20 protein-coding genes and 1 tRNA gene are annotated in these 21328 nt (G+C 71.7%); 17 read left to right on the top strand and 4 right to left on the bottom strand.

Annotated features, from left to right (window positions below; genetic code table 11):
- The first annotated feature begins 132 nt into the window (after positions 1–132).
- The 6 genes from ACZ7LK_RS01035 to ACZ7LK_RS01010 all read left to right on the top strand — a co-directional run bounded on the left by ACZ7LK_RS01035 (position 133) and on the right by ACZ7LK_RS01010 (position 7468).
- Positions 133–1176, top strand: a complete 1044-nt coding sequence (locus ACZ7LK_RS01035) for an ABC transporter substrate-binding protein (RefSeq protein WP_392274624.1) — start codon at positions 133–135, stop codon at positions 1174–1176.
- Between the two features lie 4 nt (positions 1177–1180).
- The gene (locus ACZ7LK_RS01030) at positions 1181–2026 is read left to right on the top strand and encodes a siderophore-interacting protein (protein ID WP_471137783.1); all 846 of its coding nucleotides are present in this window, start codon (positions 1181–1183) and stop codon (positions 2024–2026) included.
- Between the two features lie 397 nt (positions 2027–2423).
- On the top strand, positions 2424–3866 hold the full coding sequence (locus ACZ7LK_RS01025) for a pyridoxal phosphate-dependent decarboxylase family protein (RefSeq protein WP_392274622.1): 1443 nt from the start codon (positions 2424–2426) through the stop codon (positions 3864–3866).
- On the top strand, positions 3850–5121 hold the full coding sequence (locus tag ACZ7LK_RS01020; RefSeq protein WP_392274621.1) for a lysine N(6)-hydroxylase/L-ornithine N(5)-oxygenase family protein: 1272 nt from the start codon (positions 3850–3852) through the stop codon (positions 5119–5121). Before ACZ7LK_RS01025 ends, ACZ7LK_RS01020 begins: the two co-directional genes overlap by 17 nt.
- A complete protein-coding gene (locus ACZ7LK_RS01015) occupies positions 5118–5687 on the top strand; it encodes a GNAT family N-acetyltransferase (protein ID WP_392274620.1) in 570 nt (189 codons plus the stop codon). The genes ACZ7LK_RS01020 and ACZ7LK_RS01015 overlap by 4 nt, the downstream gene beginning before the upstream one ends.
- On the top strand, positions 5684–7468 hold the full coding sequence (locus ACZ7LK_RS01010; protein WP_469465138.1) for an IucA/IucC family protein: 1785 nt from the start codon (positions 5684–5686) through the stop codon (positions 7466–7468). Before ACZ7LK_RS01015 ends, ACZ7LK_RS01010 begins: the two co-directional genes overlap by 4 nt.
- A gap of 60 nt (positions 7469–7528) precedes the next feature.
- On the opposite strand, the gene ACZ7LK_RS01005 is transcribed toward ACZ7LK_RS01010, so the two are convergent.
- Positions 7529–9166 carry a beta-N-acetylhexosaminidase gene (locus ACZ7LK_RS01005; protein ID WP_469465139.1) on the bottom strand — a complete coding sequence of 546 codons (1638 nt, stop codon included), beginning with the start codon at positions 9164–9166 and terminating at the stop codon, positions 7529–7531.
- Positions 9167–9349: 183 nt separating this feature from the next.
- On the opposite strand from ACZ7LK_RS01005, the gene ACZ7LK_RS01000 reads away from it, so the two are divergent.
- The 3 genes from ACZ7LK_RS01000 to glmS all read left to right on the top strand — a co-directional run bounded on the left by ACZ7LK_RS01000 (position 9350) and on the right by glmS (position 12437).
- Positions 9350–10216, top strand: a complete 867-nt coding sequence (locus ACZ7LK_RS01000; RefSeq protein ID WP_392274617.1) for a DUF4429 domain-containing protein — start codon at positions 9350–9352, stop codon at positions 10214–10216.
- A gap of 75 nt (positions 10217–10291) precedes the next feature.
- Entirely contained in the window at positions 10292–10567 is a 276-nt protein-coding gene (locus tag ACZ7LK_RS00995) for a hypothetical protein (protein ID WP_392274616.1), read from the top strand.
- Between the two features lie 52 nt (positions 10568–10619).
- The gene (gene glmS / locus ACZ7LK_RS00990) at positions 10620–12437 is read left to right on the top strand and encodes a glutamine--fructose-6-phosphate transaminase (isomerizing) (RefSeq protein WP_392274615.1); all 1818 of its coding nucleotides are present in this window, start codon (positions 10620–10622) and stop codon (positions 12435–12437) included.
- Between the two features lie 100 nt (positions 12438–12537).
- Here glmS and ACZ7LK_RS00985 read toward each other — a convergent pair whose 3' ends face one another.
- Together ACZ7LK_RS00985 and ACZ7LK_RS00980 are read right to left on the bottom strand one after the other, a co-directional pair.
- Positions 12538–13122, bottom strand: coding sequence for a GPR1/FUN34/YaaH family transporter (locus tag ACZ7LK_RS00985; RefSeq protein WP_392274614.1), 585 nt, complete (start codon positions 13120–13122; stop codon positions 12538–12540).
- A 274-nt stretch (positions 13123–13396) separates the two neighbouring features.
- The gene (locus ACZ7LK_RS00980; RefSeq protein ID WP_392274613.1) at positions 13397–13918 is read right to left on the bottom strand and encodes a universal stress protein; all 522 of its coding nucleotides are present in this window, start codon (positions 13916–13918) and stop codon (positions 13397–13399) included.
- Positions 13919–14679: 761 nt separating this feature from the next.
- Here ACZ7LK_RS00980 and ACZ7LK_RS00975 point away from each other — a divergent pair.
- The 4 genes from ACZ7LK_RS00975 to ACZ7LK_RS00960 all read left to right on the top strand — a co-directional run bounded on the left by ACZ7LK_RS00975 (position 14680) and on the right by ACZ7LK_RS00960 (position 17461).
- Positions 14680–15000, top strand: a complete 321-nt coding sequence (locus ACZ7LK_RS00975) for a hypothetical protein (protein WP_469465140.1) — start codon at positions 14680–14682, stop codon at positions 14998–15000.
- Between the two features lie 377 nt (positions 15001–15377).
- A complete protein-coding gene (locus tag ACZ7LK_RS00970; RefSeq protein ID WP_392274611.1) occupies positions 15378–16598 on the top strand; it encodes a helix-turn-helix domain-containing protein in 1221 nt (406 codons plus the stop codon).
- Between the two features lie 106 nt (positions 16599–16704).
- A complete protein-coding gene (gene orn, locus ACZ7LK_RS00965; protein ID WP_392274610.1) occupies positions 16705–17304 on the top strand; it encodes an oligoribonuclease in 600 nt (199 codons plus the stop codon).
- An 84-nt stretch (positions 17305–17388) separates the two neighbouring features.
- A tRNA-His gene (locus tag ACZ7LK_RS00960) sits at positions 17389–17461 on the top strand.
- Positions 17462–17884: 423 nt separating this feature from the next.
- Here the strand turns inward: ACZ7LK_RS00960 and ACZ7LK_RS00955 are convergent.
- Complete coding sequence (locus tag ACZ7LK_RS00955) at positions 17885–18754, bottom strand: NmrA/HSCARG family protein (protein ID WP_392274541.1); 870 nt, start codon at positions 18752–18754, stop codon at positions 17885–17887.
- Positions 18755–18935: 181 nt separating this feature from the next.
- Here ACZ7LK_RS00955 and ACZ7LK_RS00950 point away from each other — a divergent pair, with 181 nt between their 5' ends.
- From ACZ7LK_RS00950 to ACZ7LK_RS00935, 4 genes are read left to right on the top strand one after another with little or no spacing between them, the layout of a single operon-like run.
- On the top strand, positions 18936–19583 hold the full coding sequence (locus ACZ7LK_RS00950) for an HAD family hydrolase (RefSeq protein WP_471137776.1): 648 nt from the start codon (positions 18936–18938) through the stop codon (positions 19581–19583).
- On the top strand, positions 19580–20758 hold the full coding sequence (locus ACZ7LK_RS00945) for a helix-turn-helix domain-containing protein (RefSeq protein WP_471137774.1): 1179 nt from the start codon (positions 19580–19582) through the stop codon (positions 20756–20758). Before ACZ7LK_RS00950 ends, ACZ7LK_RS00945 begins: the two co-directional genes overlap by 4 nt.
- A gap of 54 nt (positions 20759–20812) precedes the next feature.
- Positions 20813–21106, top strand: coding sequence for a hypothetical protein (locus ACZ7LK_RS00940; RefSeq protein ID WP_471137772.1), 294 nt, complete (start codon positions 20813–20815; stop codon positions 21104–21106).
- Positions 21107–21141: 35 nt separating this feature from the next.
- Positions 21142–21279: a hypothetical protein gene (locus ACZ7LK_RS00935; protein WP_471137770.1), complete on the top strand. Its 138-nt coding sequence runs from the start codon at positions 21142–21144 to the stop codon at positions 21277–21279.
- Positions 21280–21328 lie beyond the last annotated feature (49 nt).

Genomic DNA, 21328 nt, shown 5'->3' with positions numbered 1-21328 from the left:
TCGCCGCGTCCGGCCTCCGGTCGCGTGCTCCATCCCACACGGGGGCACCCTCTGGACATCGCGTGAGGTTAGGCTAACCTACCCTCGAACTTGCCCAGTGGCCGAATACGGCCGTACGAAAGCGACTCCGCCATGTCCAGCAACGCCCGAGCCACCTCCCTCACCCGTCGCGGTCTGCTCGCCGCTGGCGGCGCCGTCGGGCTCGGCGCCGCGCTCGTCGCGTGCGGTGGCGGAAAAGACGACAAGGGCTCGGCCAAGGCCGAGGGGAAGTCCGGCCCCTGGAAGTTCACGGACGACCGCAACAAGGCGGTGGAGCTGAAGTCCACCCCGAAGAACATCGTCGCCTTCATCGGTACCGCCGCCGCGCTGTACGACTACGGCATCGAGGTCAAGGGTGTTTTCGGTCCGACGACCGTCAAGGACCCGAAGACGGGCAAGGAGAAGGCCGACATCCAGGCCGGCGACCTCGACGTCACCAAGGTGAAGAACCTCGGCAACGTCTGGGGCACCTTCAACATCGAGGAGTACCTGAAGCTCGAGCCCGAGCTGCTGGTCTCGGCGATGTGGGACAAGGACGTCCTGTGGTACCTGCCCCCGCAGTCCCACGACAAGATCGTCAAGCTGGCGCCGACCGTCGCGCTGTGGGCCGCCAACACCACGATGCCGAAGGCCCTGGCGCGCCACGCCGAGCTGGCCGAGTCGCTGGGCGCGGACCTGAAGGACAAGAAGACGGTCGACGCCAAGGCCCGCTTCGAGAAGGCCGCCGCCGCGCTGCGCGCCGCCGCCAAGTCGCGGCCCGAGATCCGCGTGATGATCGGTTCGGCGAGCGCCGAGCTGTTCTACGTCTCGCTCGCCAAGATGTCCGCGGACACCGCGTACTTCGAGGAGCTGGGCGTGAAGTTCGTGAAGCCGAAGGTCAACGCGCAGGGCTACTTCGAGGAACTGAGCTGGGAGAACCTCGACAAGTACCCGGCCGACATCATCATGATGGACAACCGCAGCCAGGCCATCCAGCCGGCCGACCTGAAGTCCAAGCCGACCTGGACGCGACTGCCCGCCGTCAAGGCCGGCCAGGTCGTCCCGCGCTTCACCGAGCCGATCTACTCCTACGACAAGTGCGCCGTCCTGCTGGAGGACCTCGCCAAGGCGATCCAGAACGCCAAGAAGGTGGCCTGACCCGGTGTTCGCCTTCTTCTCCCTCCAGGTGGCGCGGACGCGGCGGCTCGGCCCGTCGCTGGTGCGGGTCACGTTCACCGGGGCCGGCGGCGAGGAGCTGAAAGGTTTCGTCTCCGGCGGCCGCGACCAGAGCCTGTCGCTGTTCCTGCCCCACCCGGGCCAGCCCCAGCCGGTGATGCCGCCGGTGGTGGACGGGGACCTGTACGGCGCGCTCGGCGCGTGGCGGGCCATGCCCGACGACGTACGGGCGGTGATGCGCTCGTACACCGTGCGCGGGCAGCGCACGGCCGGTGACGGGGGCGCCGAGGTGGACATCGACTTCGCCCTGCACGAGGACGGCGGGCCGGCCTGCCGCTGGGCCGCCGGAGCGGCACCGGGGGACCGGGTGGTCGTCCTCGGGCCGACGGCGGCCGACAACACCGGTGTGCGCTTCCGGCTGCCGGAGGACGCCGACGAGGTGCTGATCTGGGGCGACGAGACGGCGCTGCCCGCCGCCTCGGCGATCCTGGAGGAGCTGCCGGCTGGGACGAGGGCGCGGGTGTGGCTCGAAGTCCCGTACACCGCCGACCGCCTGGAGCTCGCCACGGAGGCGGACGCGACCGTCACCTGGCTGGTCCGGGAGGAGGGCGCGCCCGCCGCGGTCGACGCGGTACGGGCCGCCGAGCTGTCGGGCTCGGCCCCGTACGCCTGGATCGCGGGCGAGGCCGGCTCGGTGAAGGCGCTGCGCCGGCACCTGGTCAACGAGCGCGGCATCGACCGCCGGCGGGTCACCTTCGTCGGCTACTGGCGCAAGGGCCTGAGCGAGGACGCCCTTCGCGAGGTCCCCGACACGACCGAGGACGAGTCCTAGGCAGTACGCCGGAACCGGCGCCGTCCGCCCGGAGGGCGGGCACAGGAGCGGTCCACCGGCGACCGTGACGGCCGCGGTACCGCGATCCCGCGGTCCGTCGGCCGGAGCACCCGTCCGGAACGGCCCCGTGGCACCGCGCCACGGGGCCGCCCGGACGTCCGTGCCCGCCTGTACCGCGGGCACCCCGGCCCCGGGACCCGGCGCGCCGTCGCCCCGCGACGGCGGTGGTACGGCGGAAGGTCGGGAGCAACGGCCGTGCCGTACGGGGCTGGTGAGGCACCTGGGTCCGTTGCGGTTTCAAATTAGGTTAGGCTAACCTTACTTACGCCACGGCGCCTCAACCCCCTTCCTGTCCCCTGAGGGCCGTTCAAGTCCCCGTACCCGGGAGGACAACCGCATGCGCTCGCACCTGCTCAATGACGCGACAGCCGATCAGTACCGGCGTTCCGTCACCGAAGGAGTGGAGCGGGTGGCGAACCGGCTCGCCTCCACCCGGCGGCCGTTCACCGGCGTCACGCCGGACGAGCTGGCGCCCCTCGTCTCCGCCGTCGACCTCGACAAGCCGCTCGGCGACGCCTCCGCCGCCCTCGACGAGCTGGAGCAGGTCTACCTCCGCGACGCGGTCTACTTCCACCACCCGCGCTACCTGGGCCACCTCAACTGCCCGGTCGTCATCCCCGCCGTCCTCGGCGAGGCCGTCCTCTCGGCCGTCAACTCCTCGCTGGACACCTGGGACCAGAGCGCCGGCGGCACCCTCATCGAGCGCAAGCTGATCGACTGGACCACCGGCCGCATCGGCCTCGGGCCGGCCGCCGACGGCGTGTTCACCAGCGGCGGCACCCAGTCCAACCTCCAGGCACTGCTCCTGGCCCGTGAGGAGGCCAAGACGGACGACCTGGCGAAACTGCGCATCTTCTCCTCCGAGTGCAGCCACTTCAGCGTCCAGAAGTCGGCCAAACTCCTCGGCCTGTCCCCGGACGCCGTGATCGCCGTCCCCACCGACCGCGACAAGCGGATGCAGTCCGTCGCCCTCGCCGCCGAGCTGGAGCTGTGCGCCGCCCAGGGGCTCACCCCGATGGCGATCGTCGCCACCGCCGGCACCACCGACTTCGGCTCCATCGACCCGCTCCCGGAGATCGCCGAGCTCGCCGGCCAGTACGGCGCCTGGATGCACGTCGACGCCGCCTACGGCTGCGGACTGCTCGCCTCCCCCACCCGCCGTCACCTCCTCGACGGCATCGAGCGGGCCGACTCCGTCACCGTCGACTACCACAAGTCCTTCTTCCAGCCGGTGAGTTCCTCCGCCGTGCTGGTCCGTGACGGCGCCACGCTGCGGCACGCCACCTACCACGCGGACTACCTCAACCCCCGGCGCACGGTGGAGGAGCGGATCCCGAACCAGGTCGACAAGTCGCTCCAGACCACCCGCCGCTTCGACGCGCTCAAGCTGTGGATGACCCTGCGCGTCATGGGCGCCGACGGCGTCGGGCAGCTCTTCGACGAGGTGTGCGATCTGGCCGCCGCCGGCTGGGACGTGCTCGCCGCCGACCCGCGCTACGACGTGGTCGTCCGGCCGTCGCTGTCCACCCTGGTCTTCCGCTACATCCCGGCCGCCGTCACCTCCCCCACGGAGATCGACCGCGCCAACCTCCACGCCCGCAAGGCGCTGTTCGCGTCGGGCGAGGCGGTCGTCGCCGGTACGAAGGTGGACGGCCGCCAGTACCTGAAGTTCACCCTGCTCAACCCCGAGACGACCGTGCACGACATCACCGCCGTCCTCGACCTGATCGCCGGCCACGCCGAGCAGTACCTTGGAGAAAACCTTGTCCACGCCTCGTGACGTCCACGATTTCATCGGTATCGGACTGGGTCCGTTCAACCTCGGTCTCGCCTGCCTGACCGAGCCGATCGAGGAGCTCGACGGCCTCTTCCTCGAGTCCAAGCCCGGATTCGAGTGGCACTCCGGGATGTTCCTGGAGGGCGCCCACCTCCAGACGCCGTTCATGTCGGACCTGGTCACCCTCGCCGACCCGACGTCGCCGTACTCGTTCCTCCAGTACCTCAAGGAGAACGGCCGGCTCTACTCGTTCTACATCCGCGAGAACTTCTACCCGCTGCGGACCGAGTACAACGACTACTGCCGCTGGGCCGCCGGCAAGCTGAGCAGCGTCCGCTACAACACCACGGTCGAGACGGTCGAGTACGACGCCGCCGAGGAGCTGTACGCGGTCCGCACGACCGCCGGCGACACCTTCCGCGCCCGCCACCTCGTCCTGGGCACCGGCACCCCGCCGTACATCCCGGAGGCCTGCGAGGGGCTGGAGGGCGACTTCCTCCACAACTCGCGCTACCTGCCGAACAAGGAAGCGCTCCAGAAGAAGAAGTCGATCACCCTCGTGGGCAGCGGCCAGAGCGCCGCCGAGATCTACTACGACCTGCTGAGCGAGATCGACGTCCACGGCTACCGCCTCAACTGGGTCACCCGCTCCCCCCGCTTCTTCCCGCTGGAGTACACCAAGCTCACGCTGGAGATGACCTCTCCGGAGTACGTGGACTACTTCCACGCCCTCCCCGAGGCCACCCGCTACCGCCTGGAGACCCAGCAGAAGGGCCTGTTCAAGGGCATCGACGGCGAGCTGATCGACGCGATCTTCGACCTGCTGTACCAGAAGAACCTCGGCGGCCCCGTCCCCACACGGCTGCTCACGAACGCGTCGCTCAACAGCGCGACGTACGAGAACGGCACGTACACGCTCGGCCTCCGCCAGGAGGAGCAGGGCAAGGACTTCGAGATCGAGACCGAGGGCCTGGTCCTGGCCACCGGCTACAAGTACGTGACCCCCGCGTTCCTGGAGCCCGTGCGCGACCGGATCCGCTGGGACGGCCAGGGCCGCTTCGACGTCGCCCGCAACTACTCCATCGACACCACCGGCCGGGGCATCTTCCTCCAGAACGCCGGTGTGCACACCCACTCGATCACCAGTCCCGACCTGGGCATGGGCGCCTACCGCAACGCGTACATCATCGGTGAGCTGCTGGGCTCCGAGTACTACCCCGTCGAGAAGTCCATCGCGTTCCAGGAGTTCGCAGTATGAGCACCACCAGCACCACCGGTACCGCCACCGCCGTCGGGACCTTCACCTTCCGCCCGCTCGACCCGCTCGTGGACGGCGAGCTGGTCCACTCCTGGGTCACCCACCCCAAGGCCGGGTTCTGGATGATGCAGAACCACACCGTCGCCGACGTCGAGCGCGAGTACATGGCCATCGCGGCCGACGAGCACCACGACGCCTTCATCGGCCTGCGCGACGGTGAGCCCGCGTTCCTCATGGAGCGGTACGACCCGGCGAAGGCGGAGCTGGTCGGGCTGTACGAGGCGCGCCCCGGCGACGTGGGCATGCACTTCCTGGTCGCCCCGACCGACACCCCCGTCCACGGCTTCACCCGCGCCGTGATCACCGCCGTGATGGAGGAGCTGTTCCGGGACCCGGCGACCGCACGGGTCGTCGTCGAGCCCGACGTCCGCAACACGGCCGTCCACGCGCTGAACGCGGCCGTCGGCTTCGAGATAGCCGAGCGGATCGCCAAGCCGGAGAAGGACGCCTACCTGAGCTTCTGCACCCGGGAGCAGTTCCGCGCCGCCGTGGGGGCCGCCCGATGAGCGCCGCCCACCCCATGGACCCCGTCGCCCACCTCACCCCCGAGCGCTGGGCGCACGCCAACCGCCTCCTGGTCCGCAAGGGCCTCGCCGAGTTCGCCCACGAGCGGCTGCTCACCCCCGAGCCCCTGGGCGAGGACCGCTACCGCGTGCTCAGCGACGACGGCACGACCGAGTACCGCTTCACCGCCGAGCGGTTCGCCCTCGACCACTGGCAGGTGGACGCCGGCTCCATCAGCCGCCACCAGGGCGGGGAGGAACTGCCGCTCGACGCGCTGCGGTTCATCATCGAGCTGCGCGGCTCCCTGGGCCTGAGCGACGAGATCCTCCCGGTCTACCTGGAGGAGATCTCCTCCACCCTCTCCGGTACGGCGTACAAGTCGGCCAAGCCGCCGGTGCCGGCCGCCGAGCTGGCGAAGGCCGGTTTCCAGGACGTCGAGACGGGCATGACCGAGGGCCACCCGTGCTTCGTCGCCAACAACGGGCGGCTCGGCTTCGGCATCGACGAGTACCACGCGTACGCGCCGGAGGCGGCGAACCCGCTGCGGCTCATCTGGCTGGCCGCCCACCGCGACCGCACCACCTTCACCGCGGGCGCGGGCATCGACTACGACGGCTTCATCCGCGCCGAGCTGGGCGACGCGGCCGTCGACGGCTTCGCGAAGACCCTGGCCGGCCTCGGCCTGGACTTCGCCGACTACCTCCTGGTGCCGGTGCACCCCTGGCAGTGGTGGAACAAGCTGTCCGTCACCTTCGCCGCCGAGATCGCCCAGCGGCGGCTGGTGTTCCTCGGCGAGGGCGACGACCGCTACCTGGCGCAGCAGTCGATCCGGACGTTCTTCAACACCGACGACCCGGCCAAGCACTACGTCAAGACGGCCATCTCGGTCCTCAACATGGGCTTCATGCGCGGCCTCTCCGCCGCCTACATGGAGGCCACCCCGGCCATCAACGACTGGCTGGCGAACCTGATCGACGGCGACGACGTCCTGAAGGCGGCCCGCTTCTCGATCATCCGCGAGCGGGCCGCGGTCGGTTACCGCCACCTGGAGTACGAGGCCGCCACCGACCGGTACTCCCCGTACCGCAAGATGCTCGCCGCGCTGTGGCGCGAGAGCCCGGTGCCGACGATCGAGGACGGCCAGCGCCTCGCCACCATGGCGTCGCTGCTGCACACCGACCACGAGGGCGCGTCGTTCGCCGGCGCGCTGATCGCCGAGTCGGGGCTGGCGCCCACCGAGTGGCTGCGCCGCTACCTGGACGCGTACCTGCTGCCGATCCTGCACACCTTCTACGCCTACGACCTGGTGTGGATGCCGCACGGCGAGAACGTGATCCTGGTGATCGAGGACGGTGCGGTCCGGCGCGCGATCTTCAAGGACATCGCCGAGGAGATCGCGGTGATGGACCCGGACGCGGTGCTGCCGCCGGCCGTGGAGCGCATCCGGGTGGACGTGCCCGAGGACACCAAGCTGCTGTCCGTCTTCACGGACGTCTTCGACTGCTTCTTCCGCTTCCTGGGCGCGACGCTCGCCGCCGAGGGGGTCCTGGACGAGGACGACTTCTGGCGGACGGTCGCCGAGTGCGTCAGGTCCTACCAGGAGTCCAAGCCCGAGCTGGCGGACAAGTTCGCGCAGTACGACATGTTCGCCGGGGAGTTCGCGCTCTCCTGCCTCAACCGCCTCCAGCTCCGCAACAACAAGCAGATGGTGGACCTGGCGGACCCCTCCGGCGCGCTCCAGTTCATGGGCACGCTGGTGAACCCGATCGCGCGTTTCGCGTGACCCACGGGCCGGCCGGGGCGCCGGACGGAGTACGGTCCTCCGTCCGGCGCCCCGGCTTTTTCACCGGGTCCGCCACGGCACCTGCGGCGACCGGTGGAAGCCGACGCCCAGCGCCTCCAGGCGCGGGCCCTGGCCCGCGAGCCGCTGCCGGTACGCCTCCCAGTCGTGCGAGGCGGCCGGGGACCAGCCCAGCTCCGCCGCCCCGAGCAGCCGGGGGAAGGCCATCGTGTCGAGGTGGGCGTCGGTGGAGAGGGTCTCCGTCCACAGCGGCGCCTCGACGCCCCTGACGGCGGCCGCGGGGACGCCCGGCAGGTAGGAGCCCGGGTCCCAGTCGTAGGCCCGCCGCACCTCCACGTACCCGGCCCAGGACAGGCCGAGCGGGGTGTCCTTGGTGTACTTCATGTCCAGGTAGAGCCGGTCGGCGGGCGACAGGACCAGCCCGGTGCCGTTGCGCGCGGCGCTCGCCACCCGTGCCTTCTCGGCACCGGACGTGCCGTCCAGGCCCCAGTACTGGGCGAGGGCGCCGTCGGCGGGACGTGCGCCGGTGAGCTGGTGCCAGCCGATGACGGTCTTGCCGTACGCGGCGACGACCGCCTGGACCCGGTCCATGAAGGCGACGTAGTCCTCGTGGCCGGTGGAGTGCGCCTCGTCGCCGCCGATGTGGAGGTACCGGCCGGGAGTGAGGGCGGCCAGCTCGCGGACGACGTCGTCGACGAAGTCGTACGTGACGTCCTTGCCCACGCACAGGCTGCTGAAGCCGACCTCGGTGCCCGTGTAGAGGGGCGGGGCGACGCCGTCGCAGTTGAGCTCCGCGTACGAGGCGAGCGCGGCGTTGGTGTGGCCGGGCATGTCGATCTCGGGCACGACCTCCAGGTGGCGCGAGGCGGCGTACGCGACGATGTCGCGGTACTGGTCCTTGGTGTAGTGGCCGCCCGGCCCGCCGCCGACCTGGGTGGAGCCGCCGTGTCGGGCCAGGCGCGGCCAGGAGTCGATGGCGATGCGCCAGCCCTGGTCGTCGCTGAGGTGCAGGTGCAGCTTGTTGATCTTGTACAGGGCCAGGTTGTCGATATAGCGCTTCACCTGCCCGACCGTGAAGAAGTGCCGGGACACGTCGAGCATCGCGCCCCGGTAGCCGTAGCGGGGGGTGTCGGTGATCGTGCCGCCCGCCACCTGCCAGGGGCCGGGTTGCCGGGTGTCCTTCTCCACGGCGGCGGGGAACTGCTGGCGCAGCGTCTGGACGCCGTGGAAGAGCCCGGCGGGCTCGCGGGCGGTGAGGGTGACGCCCCTCGGGCCGGACTCCAGCCGGTAGCCCTCGTCGCCGAGCGCGGTCTCGCGGCCGCTGAGCCGCAGCCGGATGCCGCCGGTGCCGTCGTCGGTGACCGGCAGGGCGTAGCCGGTCGAGGGCCGCAGCACCTCGGCGAGGTAGGTCGCGACACGGCGGGCGCCGGCCGCGCCCGCGTCCACCCGGATCCGGGTGCGGGCGGTGAGGGTGTACGGGCCGCCGCCGGGGCGTACGGAGGCGGGCACGGGCACGACGTCGCCGAGCGGCCGCACGCCGGGCGCGGCGGCGGGTGCGGCGGGGGCCTCGCCGGGCGGGGCCCCGCCGGGCGCGGCGCCGGTCCCGGCGATCCCGGTGGCGATCACGAGCAGCAGCGGGCCGAGGAGGCGGAGGCGGGAGGACGTCGCGTGCTGTCTCACTCTCACAGGCTGGATCCCTTCACGGGGCGTCGCGACTGTGGGGCCGGTGCAACGTAACGGTCCCCATCCGTACCGCGCGCCCCGGTGCCGGTCAAGGCGCGGACCGTTTCCGGGGCGGCCTCCCGGGCCGGTACCGGGTGCCCTCGGGACGGGTCGTCGTCGCGCGGTGCCAGAATCCTCGGCATGACGGAAATCATCCAGAAGGACGGGACCTGGAGTTTCGACGGGGACGTCATACGCGTCGTGCCGGGCGGCGACAAGAGCGTGGGTCTGCTGCGCCGGACGCTCGGCGAAGTCGTGGTGCCCCTGGAGGCACTGGCCGGGATCTCGTTCGAACCGGGCAAGAAGGCGGGGCGCCTGCGGCTGCGGCTGCGGGACGGCGCCGATCCCCTGCTCCAGGTCGCCGGGGGCAGGCTGCCGGAGGGGTCCGACCCGTACCGGCTGGCGGTGGCCAACGACCGCAGCGGAGTGGCGGAGTACTTCGTGGACGAGGTGCGGCACGCGCTGCTGCTGGAGCAGGTGGGGACCGGTCCGGTGGACACGTACCTGCTCCCCGGTCCCGCCCTGCCGATCACCGTGGGCGCGGGGGACGGCACGGTGACCTTCGACGGGGAGCGCGTCCGGCTGGAGTGGAACTGGAAGACGGAGGAGTCCAAGTCCTCCGCTGGCGACCGCACCCTGGCCCTGGCCGACGTGCGGGGCGTGGAGTGGCTGCCGGCCTCGGGGCTGGAGAACGGCTACCTGCGCTTCCGGGTGGGGGCCGGGACGGCGGCCTCCCTCCCGGCGCCCAAGTACGACCCGCACGCCGTGGAGCTGTTCGGCTTCCGCAAGGACCCGCTGATGGCGCTGGCCGGGGCGGCCGTGGTGGCCCGGCTGCCGCACCCGAACGCCCCGGCGGTGCCGGCGGCGCCGGCGGCGGAACCGACGGCCGCCGCCGACCATGACGTCCTGCTGCGGCGGCTGCGGGAGCTGGGCGATCTGCACCGGACCGGCGTCCTCACCGAGGAGGAGTTCACCGCCGCCAAACAGGCCGTTCTCAAGCAACTCTGACCAAAAAGGACAACAGCCTGCCCGATATCGGGCAGGAATGTTGCCATCCGTATGCCCGTCCTTCAATATCTACGAGTGCTCGAACACCGCCCGTCGCACGACGACCTCATCGACCACCTGGTCCGCAGCACCGCGCTCCAGCGCGGTGAGGCCGCCCGGGTGGTGCTCGACGTGCTGGCGTACTTCGACGAGACGACGGAGGAGTTCGTCCGCCGCCGCCACCGCGAGCTCCAGTCCGGCGGCGAGGTGAACTCCACGATCTTCGAGCGCATCGCGGCCGAACTGCCGCACCGCGCCGTGGCGCCACCGGAGCTCTCGCTCCGGCAGCTGCGCCGCATCGTCTACGGCTGAGAGCGCCCGGGACCGGGCACACACCCGCAATCATTCGGAGGGGCAACACTTTATGTGCGGAATCGTCGGTTACATCGGTAAGCGTGACGTGGCTCCGCTGCTGCTGGAGGGTCTGGCACGGCTGGAGTACCGGGGGTACGACTCGGCGGGCATGGTGATCACCAGCCCGAAGTCCACCGGTCTGAAGATGGTCAAGGCCAAGGGCCGGGTCCGTGACCTGGAGGCCCGTGTCCCCAAGCGCTTCACCGGCACCACCGGCATCGCCCACACCCGCTGGGCCACCCACGGTGCCCCCAGCGATGTGAACTCGCACCCGCACATGGACCCCGAGAACAAGGTCGCGGTCGTCCACAACGGCATCGTGGACAACGCCCTCGAGCTGCGCGCCAAGCTGGAGGCGGAGGGCGTGGTCTTCGCCTCGGAGACCGACACCGAGGTCCTCACCCACCTGATCGCCCGCTCCCAGGCCGAGACCCTGGAGGAGAAGGTCCGCGAGGCGCTCAAGGTCGTCGAGGGCACGTACGGCATCGCCGTCATGCACGCCGACTTCAACGACCGCATCGTCGTCGCCCGCAACGGCTCCCCGGTCGTCCTCGGCATCGGCGAGAAGGAGATGCTCGTCGCCTCCGACATCGCCGCGCTGATCGCCCACACCCGCCAGATCGTCACCCTCGACGACGGCGAGATGGCCACCCTCAAGGCCGACGAGTTCCGCACCTACACCACGTCGGGCACGCTGACCACCGCCACGCCCGAGACCGTGGAGTGGGAGGCCGCCTCGTTCGACATGGGCGGCCACGACACGTACATGCACAAGGAGATCTCGGAGCAGCCCGACGCCGTCGACCGCGTCCTGCGCGGCCGCATCGACGACAAGTTCTCCACCGTCCACCTCGGCGGCCTCAACCTGGACGCCCGCGAGGCCCGGGGCATCCGCCGGGTGAAGATCCTCGGCTGCGGCACCTCGTACCACGCCGGCCTGATCGGCGCCTCGCTGATCGAGGGCCTGGCCCGCATCCCGGCCGACTCCGAGCCGGCCTCCGAGTTCCGCTACCGCAACCCGGTCGTGGACCCCGACACCCTGTACATCGCCGTCTCGCAGTCCGGCGAGACGTACGACGTGCTGGCCGCCGTGCAGGAGCTGAAGCGCAAGGGCGCCCGCGTCCTGGGCGTCGTGAACGTGGTGGGCTCCGCCATCGCCCGCGAGGCCGACGGCGGCGTGTACGTGCACGCCGGCCCGGAGGTCTGCGTGGTGTCCACCAAGTGCTTCACCAACACGGTCGTCGCCTTCGCGCTGCTCGCCCTGCACCTGGGCCGCATCCGCGACCTGTCGGTCGCCGACGGCAAGCGGATCATCGAGGGCCTGCGCAAGCTGCCCGCGCAGATCCAGGAGATCCTCCAGGGCGAGGAGGACATCAAGAAGCTCGCCGCCGAGTACGCCGACGCCAAGTCGATGATGTTCATCGGCCGCGTCCGTGGCTACCCGGTCGCCCTGGAGGCCTCCCTGAAGCTCAAGGAGATCTCCTACATCCACGCCGAGGCGTACCCCGCCTCCGAGCTCAAGCACGGCCCGCTGGCGCTCATCGAGCCGGCCATGCCGACCGTCGCGATCGTCCCGAGCGACTCCCTGCTGGAGAAGAACCGGGCCGCGATGGAGGAGATCAAGGCCCGCAGCGGCAGGATCCTCGCGGTCGCGCACCAGGAGCAGGAGAAGGCCGACCACACGATCATCGTCCCGAAGAACGAGGACGAGCTGGACCCGATCCTCATGGGCATCCCGCTCCAGCTCCTCGCCTACCACACGGCCCTGGCCCTGGGCCGGGACATCGACAAGCCGCGCAACCTGGCCAAGTCCGTCACCGTGGAGTAGTCCCGGACGCGGGCGACCCCCGGCGCGTGCCACCAACGCGCCGGGGGTCGCCCCTTTCCGTACGGCCGGTGCCGCCCCCGCACCGGCCCCTGTGGCCGCTTCAGCCGGTGGCCGTCACACCCCGGCCCGCGGCGCGCCCCGCGAACGTCGGCCACTTCGCCAGCGACGCGGTGGCGCCGTACCAGGCGGCGAGACCCGCGACCGCGGCGGTCCAGCCGCCGATCCGCCCGAGCACGGAGGCGTCGGCGAAGGCGCCGATGCCGGAGAGCAGCAGGGAGACGGTCAGCAGCCCGTACACGCCCTGCCCGAGCGGCCCGCCGCCGGAGGCGGCCGCCGTCATGCTCAGCGCCAGCAGCGCCCACAGGACCAGGAACAGCCCGCCGGCCTTCGCCGAGGTCCCGGCACCCACGCCGGTGCCCCAGGCGAACCAGAAGGCGCCGAGGCCCGCGAAGGCGGTGCCGGTGCGGCCGTCGCCCTCGCGCAGGGCGAACAGTCCGGCGGCGAACAGGGCGACTCCGCCGACCCAGGTCGCCAGTGCCGCGGCGTCCGCGGCCGTGACGCCGTCGATCACACCGGCGCCGCCGATGCCGAACGCCAGCAGCGTCAGGCCGAGTGCGAGGTGGCCGAGAGTGGAGGCGGTGGAGCCGGTGCTTCCGGCGCTTCCCGCGGAGACGTCGTTGTCCACGGCGGGCTCCCTTCAAGCTCATGTGCGGTCGTACTGCTTCCCAGCCCTCCGGATATACCCTTCACAAGCGCGCAATCCACCTCCCGAGGGCCTTTATCCGGCCTGGCGCAAGGGGATTTGACGCCGTATCACCGCCGGAAGACGGCGGAGCCGCGGACCAACGGCGGAGCCGAGGTACGAAGGGGGCCCGAGGTACGAAGGGGGCCTGAGGGGCGAAGGGGTCCGGGGGGTACGGCGGACTGCCGACTGTGGACTGTGGACTGCGGACTGCGGACTAGGGGATGACGACGACCGGCCGCTGGGCCCGCCGCGCCAGCCGTCCGGCGACCGAGCCGAAGACACGGCCGACGAGGCCGTGCGTCGAGCCGACCACGATGGCGTCGGCCGAGTACTCCCGGCCGACCTCCTCCAGCTCGTGGCAGATGTCACCGCCGCGCTCCACGAGGATCCACGGCACCTCGGAGAGGTAGTCCGCGCAGGCCAGCTCCAGGCCGAGCACCTCGGTGCGGTGGTCGGGCACGTCGACGAAGACGGGCGGCTCGCAGCCGGCCCAGACGGTGGTGGGCAGCCGGTTCGCCACGTGCACGATGATCAGGCCGGAGCCGGAGCGCCGGGCCATGCCGATGGCGTACGCGAGCGCCCGCTCGCTGGAGGTCGAGCCGTCGAAGCCGACGACCACTCCGTGCCGGAACGCGGGATCGCAGGAGTGGCGTGTCTCGTCCGCCGCGAGGGGGTCGACCGGGGAGTCGGCGACCTGCCTGCGGTCCGCGGGTTCAGGGATTTCGTGACCGGCCATCGGTGTCTCGGCGAAGAAGGTCCTCTTGGGAGGGAGCAGGGGTACGACGGTTCGCGGGGGAGCTCTGTCCGGGAAACCTCTTCCCCACCCCATACCCCCAAGGGTACGGCGACACTCCTCCACTGCCCAGTGCCCGCCACCCTGCCGCGGCGGTCACACGGCGTTCCAGGGAGCATGCACGAGCCCGCCCGGTATGGCAATGCCGGATGCCCCTTACAGCCGTCCGCCCCCGCCGCGCCCGCCCGGGTGCGCCGGGGCGGGAGCCGGGGCGGCAGCCGGGGGCGGCTGCCCCCCGCGCCGGTGCGGGCCCACCCGCCGTACCCCGACCGCCACCGCGCCACCGCCCCGGCCGCCATGCCACCGGCCCGGCCCCGGCCCCCGACCCCACCGCCCTCGCCTCCATCGCACCGTCCTCGCCCCGTCGCGCACCCCTCGCCTCCGGCCCGGCCGCTCACGTGCGGGAACGGCGACCTGCCGGGGGCCCGGCAGCGGGAGGGGCGCGCGGCCGGAACCTTCCGGGGGGCTCGACAGGGGCGTTTATCATGCCGACCGACCGGTACCCGGTGGAGCCCGTCCGCGCCCCTGTGCGCCCCTGCGCGCCGGCCCGCGCCCGCGCATCCCCGGCCTCCGCGTACCGGCGAGCGACCCCGGCCGGGCCGCCCCGGGGCCCGCCATCCGGGCGCCGGGGGCAGTGACCGGGGCGGCCGGTTGTCGTTGGCCACTCGGTCCGACCGGTCATACCGCAGCCCGAGGGAGCATCCGTGCCCGTACGCCCGCCCGCGCCCGCCCCGTCCTCCGCGTCCGAGTCGGCGAGCGACGTGGTGCGCTGGGCCGCCTTCAGCTGCGCCCTGGTACCGGTGGTGCTCCTGGTGTACGGCACCTCCGTCGGGGGCTCGGCGGGCACCGCCGTGGGGCTGGCCGCCGTGACCGCCGCGTGCCGGATGCTGCTGCGCCGCTCGGAACGGGCGGCCGAGGAGAACCGGCGGCGGACCGTCCCACAGCGGGGCGGCCGGCACTCACGATCCGGGGCCGGGGCGTACCGCGGAGGCCGTCACGACGGGAGGCGCACGTCCGGAGACTGACGTGTTCGCACATCCGCACCCGTATGTTTTCAGCCAACTTCGGCGACCTGGCCATTCCTTGCCAGAATGGCCTGCCAACCCCCTTGTCACCAGGAAAGAAAGGACCGCGAGGGCGGCTCGCACCCTACGCGGATGGGCCATGCGCGTGAGGCGCACTTCCCTGCGGGCCCCGCGAGTGGAACGCTTCGTGATCGAATGCTTCGCGCCAAGTTGCCTTGTCGACATAGTGCCGGATGCGGAACTTGTCACTCCGGCGCCACGGGACACAGTAGATTCGATCATGACTATCGAAGACTGGGGACTCGTGCAAAACCGAGGGGAAACGTGCAGGAGCGACAGGACCTAGGAGACGCGAACACCGAGGGGGGCTTAGCGTCATGAGCCAGGACTCCGCCGCACCGGAGACCGGACGCAAACTGTCCGGACGGCGCCGCCGCGAGGTCGTCGCAGTACTGCTGTTCAGCGGCGGCCCCATCTTCGAGAGTTCGATTCCACTTTCGGTGTTCGGGATTGACCGCCAGGACGCCGGAGTTCCGCGCTACAGGCTGCTCGTCTGCGCGGGAGAGGACGGACCGCTGCGGACCACCGGCGGACTCGAACTCAGCGCGCCGTACGGGCTGGAGGCCATCAGCCGGGCCGGCACCGTCGTCGTACCGGCCTGGCGGTCGATCACCTCGCCGCCACCGGCCGAGGCGCTCGACGCGCTGCGCCGCGCGCACGAGGAAGGGGCCCGCATCGTCGGCCTGTGCACCGGGGCGTTCGTGCTCGCGGCCGCCGGTTTACTCGACGGGCGGCCCGCCACCACGCACTGGATGTACGCGCCGACGCTCGCCAAGCGCTACCCGTCGGTCCACGTGGACCCGCGGGAGCTGTTCGTCGACGACGGAGACGTACTGACCTCCGCCGGAACGGCGGCCGGCATCGACCTCTGCCTGCACATCGTGCGCACGGACCACGGCACCGAGGCGGCCGGGGCACTGGCCCGCCGGCTCGTCGTGCCGCCCCGGCGCAGCGGCGGGCAGGAGCGGTACCTCGACAGGTCGCTGCCGGAGGAGATCGGCGCCGACCCACTGGCCGAGGTCGTCGCGTGGGCGCTGGAACACCTCCACGAGCAGTTCGACGTGGAGACGCTCGCGGCCCGCGCGTACATGAGCAGGCGGACGTTCGACCGGCGCTTCCGCTCGCTCACCGGGTCGGCCCCGCTCCAGTGGCTGATCACGCAGCGGGTGCTCCAGGCCCAGCGGCTGCTGGAGACGTCGGACTACTCGGTCGACGAGGTGGCGGGCCGCTGCGGCTTCCGCTCCCCCGTCGCGCTGCGCGGGCACTTCCGCCGCCAGCTCGGCTCGTCGCCCGCCGCGTACCGGGCCGCCTACCGGGCCCGTCGTCCCCAGAGCGACCCGTCGGGTCCGTCGGGGCCGCCGGCCGTCGTGGAGTCGCTGGTGCCGTCCCAGGTGGCGTCGGCGGCGAGGCGGGCGGCCGCGGCCTCCGCCGCGACCGGCCCGTCGGCGACGTCCGCCGTCCCGGCGGAGCACGGCAAGCCGCACGCGGACGCGTTCGGCGGCAGGGCGGCCCTGCCGGGCCAGCGCAGCGCACCGTAGCGACCACGTCACGAACACGGCGTACCGCCTTTTGAGAGGGGCGGCCGCCCGGGGGCGCCCGTACGAGGCGCGTCCCCCGGGCGGCCGCCCCTCTAAGGTAGGACGCATGAACGATCGCATGGTGTGGATCGACTGCGAGATGACCGGGCTCTCGCTGACGGACGACGCACTCATCGAGGTGGCCGCGCTGGTCACCGACTCGGAACTGAACGTACTCGGTCAAGGGGTGGACATCGTGATCCGCCCGCCGGACGCGGCGCTGGAGACCATGCCGGACGTGGTGCGCCAGATGCACACCGCCTCCGGCCTCCTGGACGAGCTCGCCGCCGGCACGACCCTCGCCGACGCCGAGGAGCAGGTCCTCGCCTATGTGCGCGAGCACGTCAAGGAACCCGGCAAGGCCCCGCTGTGCGGGAACTCGGTCTCCACCGACCGCGGGTTCCTGCTGCGCGACATGCCGACGCTGGAGGACTACCTCCACTACCGGATCGTCGATGTCTCCTCGGTCAAGGAGCTGGCTCGCCGCTGGTACCCGAGGGCGTACTTCAACAGTCCGGAGAAGGCCGGCAACCACCGCGCGCTCGCCGACATCCGCGAGTCCATCGCCGAGCTGCGCTACTACCGCGAGGCGATCTTCGTCCCGCAGCCCGGCCCGGACTCCGACACCGCCAAGCGCATCGCCGCGCGCCACGTCCTGCCCGAGTAACCCGCCCGCCCGAAAGGCGGGAGCGAGCACCCTCTCGGACCCTGTACACTTTTTCTCGGCCGGTCGGGAAAAAGACCGGTCGTGGTGGGTATAGCTCAGCTGGTAGAGCACCTGGTTGTGGTCCAGGATGTCGCGGGTTCGAGTCCCGTTACTCACCCTGAACGACGAAGGGCTGACCTGTGAAAACAGGTCAGCCCTTCGTCGTGTTCGCAACGCCAGGCACCGATTCCGCGACCCGCCGTGTGAACCGGCTCACAGGAACCGACGCATGGACGCGCGAGGACCATCACCGCGAGGTGCGCATCCCCAGCGGGCACGGAAGCCGGCGGGGCGGGCATGGCGGTACGGCACCTTGAGGCGGTGCGCTGCTTGCCGGCCCCATCGAAGCCGATCTTGCCGCTGACGGCCGCCTCGAGCGTGCCCGTACCGATCCCTTGCCCACCCGGGCGGGCAAGGCGAACCAGGCCGCCACGCCCGAGCTCAACGGCCGCCCGCGCGAGGCGCTCGGCCGGAATCCCCGGCCGAGCGCCCGCATGAACCGCTACCGGCCCGAGGCGAGCCACGTGCCGGCCACGTGCGCTCAGTCGACCGGCCAGGTGCGCTCGGCCGCCCAGGCGCCGAAGCGCTGCCAGCCGATCTCCGGAAAGTCGCGCCGCAGCGCGTCCACGTCCACGTCGAGGCCGACCTCGGTGAAGTACCGGAACATCGCGGCGAGATCGGCGGAGAACGCCTCGACGCGGGCGATCGGCAGCCGCTCGAAGACGATCGGCCTGCCGCACACCCCGGTCAGCGCCTCCGCGATCTCGGGACAGGTCAGCTCGTCGGAGGCGATGTCGATGCGCCGGCCCGCGAACTCCTCGGGCCGCGCGAGCACATGGGCGGCGAAGGCTCCGATGTCCCGCGCGGGAATCAGTGTCAGCGGCCGGTCGGCCGGCATCGGCAGGACGAATCGGCCTTCACGCAGACCTTCCAGCGACCACTCGACCGTGTAGTTGTCCATGAACGCGGCCGGACCGAGGATCGTCCACGGCACACCCAGCCCGCGCAGGTGCCGCTCGATGCGGTACTTGCTGTCGAAGTGCGGGATGCCCGTGTCCCGGTCGGCGTGCGCGGCCGAGGTGAACACGATGTGCCCGATGCCGCGGGCGGCCTCCAGCAGGCCGATGCCCTGCCGGACTTCGGTCTCCGGGTCGGAGCCGAACGGCGTGGACATCGCGAACAACCTGTCGGCGCCCTTCAGGGCGGCCTCCAGCGACTCGCGGTCGTCGAAGTCGGCGGCGAGCACCTCGGCGCCGAGGACCCGCAGCGCCTTGGCGGCGGCCGAGTCGGGATCGCGGGTCAGGGCGCGGACCTCGAAGCCCTGGTCGAGCAGCGAGCGGGCGGCCGCGCCGCCCTGGGCACCGGTCGCTCCGGTAACGGCCACCACGGGCCGAAAGGATTCCTTCGTCATGCCTCCACTGTACGACACATTCACTGCGTGGCGCAGATATTTAATGTTCCATCGCCGAGCGCCGATCTCCCACGGGAGTCCCGCCGCCACCCGGCCTCGTCCGTCATGCTCGGCCAAGCGGTCGCGGACCGTCTCGGACCGCACCCCACCGACGTGCCCCCGCCACCCCTACGCTGGTCCCATGATTCGAGCGGTAGCCCTGGACATCGGCGAGACCCTCGTACGTGACGACCGGTACTGGGCATCGTGGGCCGACTGGCTCGACGCCCCCCGCCACACCCTCGCGGCACTCGTCGGCGCCGTCGTCGCACAGGGCCGGGACAACGCCGACGCCATCCGGCTGCTGCGCCCCGGCATCGACCTCGCCGCCGAGTACCGCGCCCGGGAGGCAGCCGGCCGCGGCGAGCACCTTGACGAAACCGACCTCTACCCGGACGTCCGCCCCGCCCTCGCCGCGCTCCGCGACGCGGGAGTGCGCGTCGTCATCGCCGGCAACCAGACCCGCCGCGCGGGCGACCTGCTGCGCGACCTCGATCTGCCGGCCGATCTGATCGCCACCTCGGACGAATGGCGATGCGCCAAGCCCGACGGCGAGTTCTTCGCACGTGTCCTCGACGCCGGCAAAGCTCCGCCCCACGAGACGCTGTACGTGGGCGATCACCCCAGCAATGACGTCCACCCGGCCCGCGCCGCCGGTCTGCTGACCGCGCACCTACGCCGTGGCCCTTGGGGGCATCTGTGGGCGGACGACCCGGCGGTGCGAGCCGCGGCCGACCACAGCATCGACAGCCTGCACGATCTCCTCGCCATCATCCGGGACTCGGCGTGACCGTCGACCGCGAGCTTGGGCGGCGCGTGGCGTATTTCCGCGGCATCGCCCGGCCCCGGATGACGCAGCGGCAGCTCGCCGAACGCGCGGGCGTCGCGCTGGGAACCGTACGGAAGATCGAGCAGGGCGAGCGGGCCGCGAGCGGGACGATGCTCGAAGCCCTGGCTGACGCCCTCGGCATCGACGTACCCCGGCTCCTCGGCGACGCCACCGCGCCGTGCGCTGTACGTGATGCTCTCCCGGCAATCTCCGGTGCCATCGCGGTGTACGACATCCCCAGGGACGGCCCCGTGCGCCCCCTGCCCCTGCTGGTGAGCGATGTACAGCAGTGGACCGCATGGCGCCTCGCCGCCCAGTACAAGCGCCTCGCGCTTTCCGCGCCGGCCCTACTGCCGGAACTCGCACGCGCGTTACATACGGCCGGCGGCGCGGAAAGAGAGCGGGTGGCGACCCTGCTGGTGTCCGCGTACCGCAGCGTCGACGCCGCCGCGTACAAGTACGGTGCCCGGGACCTCTCGGCACGGCTCGTCGAACTGATGAGGTGGGCGGCCACGCGGAGCGGCGACCCCCTCGTCGCGGCCGCCGTCGCCTACGTACGCACCGAAATCTTCTTCGCCGCCCGTGCGCACCGCGCTGGACTGACAGCGCTCGAAACCGCCATCGACCGGGCACCCGCACCGACCACCCCGGGGACGGCGGCCGCCCGCGGCGCGCTGCACATGCGCGCGGCCGTCATCGCCGCGCGCGCCGACGACGCCGCAGCGGCCCGGGCGCACCTCGCCGAGGCCGGGCGACTCGCCGGGCTCGCCCCGGAGGCGCTCTACTCCGGAACCGCGTTCGGCCCTGACTCGGTGCGCGTCCATCACGTGGCCGTCGCTGTGAGCCTCGGCGGCGACCACATCGGCGAGGCACTGGCCGTCGCTCGCGTGTGGAGACCGTCGGCCGACATGCCCGCCGAGCGGCGCAGCGGCTTCCACATCGAGCTCGCCCGCGCGCAGCTCTGGGCCGGCAGACCCGGTGACGCATTCGAGTCCCTGACCGCCGCACGGCGCATCGCGCCGCTGCACACCCGTGAACACCCGTGGGTGCGCCATGACGTCGCCACCTTGCGACGGCTGCGGCGGGGGGCGGCGCCGGCGGTGACCGCGTTCGCCGAGTGGTGCCACGCGATCTGAGAGGTACCCCACCGAGGGGTACTTGCGCCCATGCGACCGGGACAACATCAGTCCATGAGCGATAGCCGAGTGGTGGTGGACGGACCCGTCAGCATCGCGCGCCTCAACGACGCGGCGTGCGTACAGGGTGGCGCCGGCCCGAACACCCTGTCGGTGTACGGCGCTCACCGACAGGGCTCGGTGAAGGACTGCGTCTACTGCTCGCACCCGGGCGCCGACGTGTGCGTGCAGGTGCTGGAGAAGACGTCGGGGCCCGGCTGTCCGCTGTACGCGCACTGCCGGTGCGCCACCGCGCGCGGGGTGCAGGCACTGGACGAGGAACCGACCGCCCCGGAGTCCGGACGGTGACCGCCCCATGCGCCCACTGTGGCTCGAGGGAGCACGTGCGCGTCGTCGCCGTACGGAACGGCCGGGATGTCTGGGCGTGCCGCGCGCACGCCCGGGACCTGGCCGCCCCGTTCGACGACCTGCTCGCCGCCCTGGCGTACTACCAGAGTCGGCGCAGCCGCGGGCCTCGCTGAGCTCGCCCCCCGCCCACGACCGCCAGCAGGGACGGCGCAGCGGGCGGAC

The sequence above is a fragment of the Streptomyces sp. NPDC039423 genome (assembly GCF_055598725.1).
This window is presented reverse-complemented; position numbering and strand designations above follow the sequence as displayed.

Coding starts and splice junctions, on each gene's coding strand:
- ACZ7LK_RS01000 (WP_392274617.1), top strand. CDS start 9,350: ATGACGGAAATCATCCAGAAGGACGGGACCTGGAGTTTCGACGGGGAC.
- ACZ7LK_RS00950 (WP_471137776.1), top strand. CDS start 18,936: ATGATTCGAGCGGTAGCCCTGGACATCGGCGAGACCCTCGTACGTGAC.
- glmS (WP_392274615.1), top strand. CDS start 10,620: ATGTGCGGAATCGTCGGTTACATCGGTAAGCGTGACGTGGCTCCGCTG.
- ACZ7LK_RS00970 (WP_392274611.1), top strand. CDS start 15,378: ATGAGCCAGGACTCCGCCGCACCGGAGACCGGACGCAAACTGTCCGGA.
- ACZ7LK_RS01025 (WP_392274622.1), top strand. CDS start 2,424: ATGCGCTCGCACCTGCTCAATGACGCGACAGCCGATCAGTACCGGCGT.
- ACZ7LK_RS01035 (WP_392274624.1), top strand. CDS start 133: ATGTCCAGCAACGCCCGAGCCACCTCCCTCACCCGTCGCGGTCTGCTC.
- ACZ7LK_RS00955 (WP_392274541.1), bottom strand. CDS start 18,754: ATGACGAAGGAATCCTTTCGGCCCGTGGTGGCCGTTACCGGAGCGACC.
- ACZ7LK_RS00940 (WP_471137772.1), top strand. CDS start 20,813: ATGAGCGATAGCCGAGTGGTGGTGGACGGACCCGTCAGCATCGCGCGC.
- ACZ7LK_RS01010 (WP_469465138.1), top strand. CDS start 5,684: ATGAGCGCCGCCCACCCCATGGACCCCGTCGCCCACCTCACCCCCGAG.
- orn (WP_392274610.1), top strand. CDS start 16,705: ATGAACGATCGCATGGTGTGGATCGACTGCGAGATGACCGGGCTCTCG.
- ACZ7LK_RS01015 (WP_392274620.1), top strand. CDS start 5,118: ATGAGCACCACCAGCACCACCGGTACCGCCACCGCCGTCGGGACCTTC.
- ACZ7LK_RS00980 (WP_392274613.1), bottom strand. CDS start 13,918: ATGGCCGGTCACGAAATCCCTGAACCCGCGGACCGCAGGCAGGTCGCC.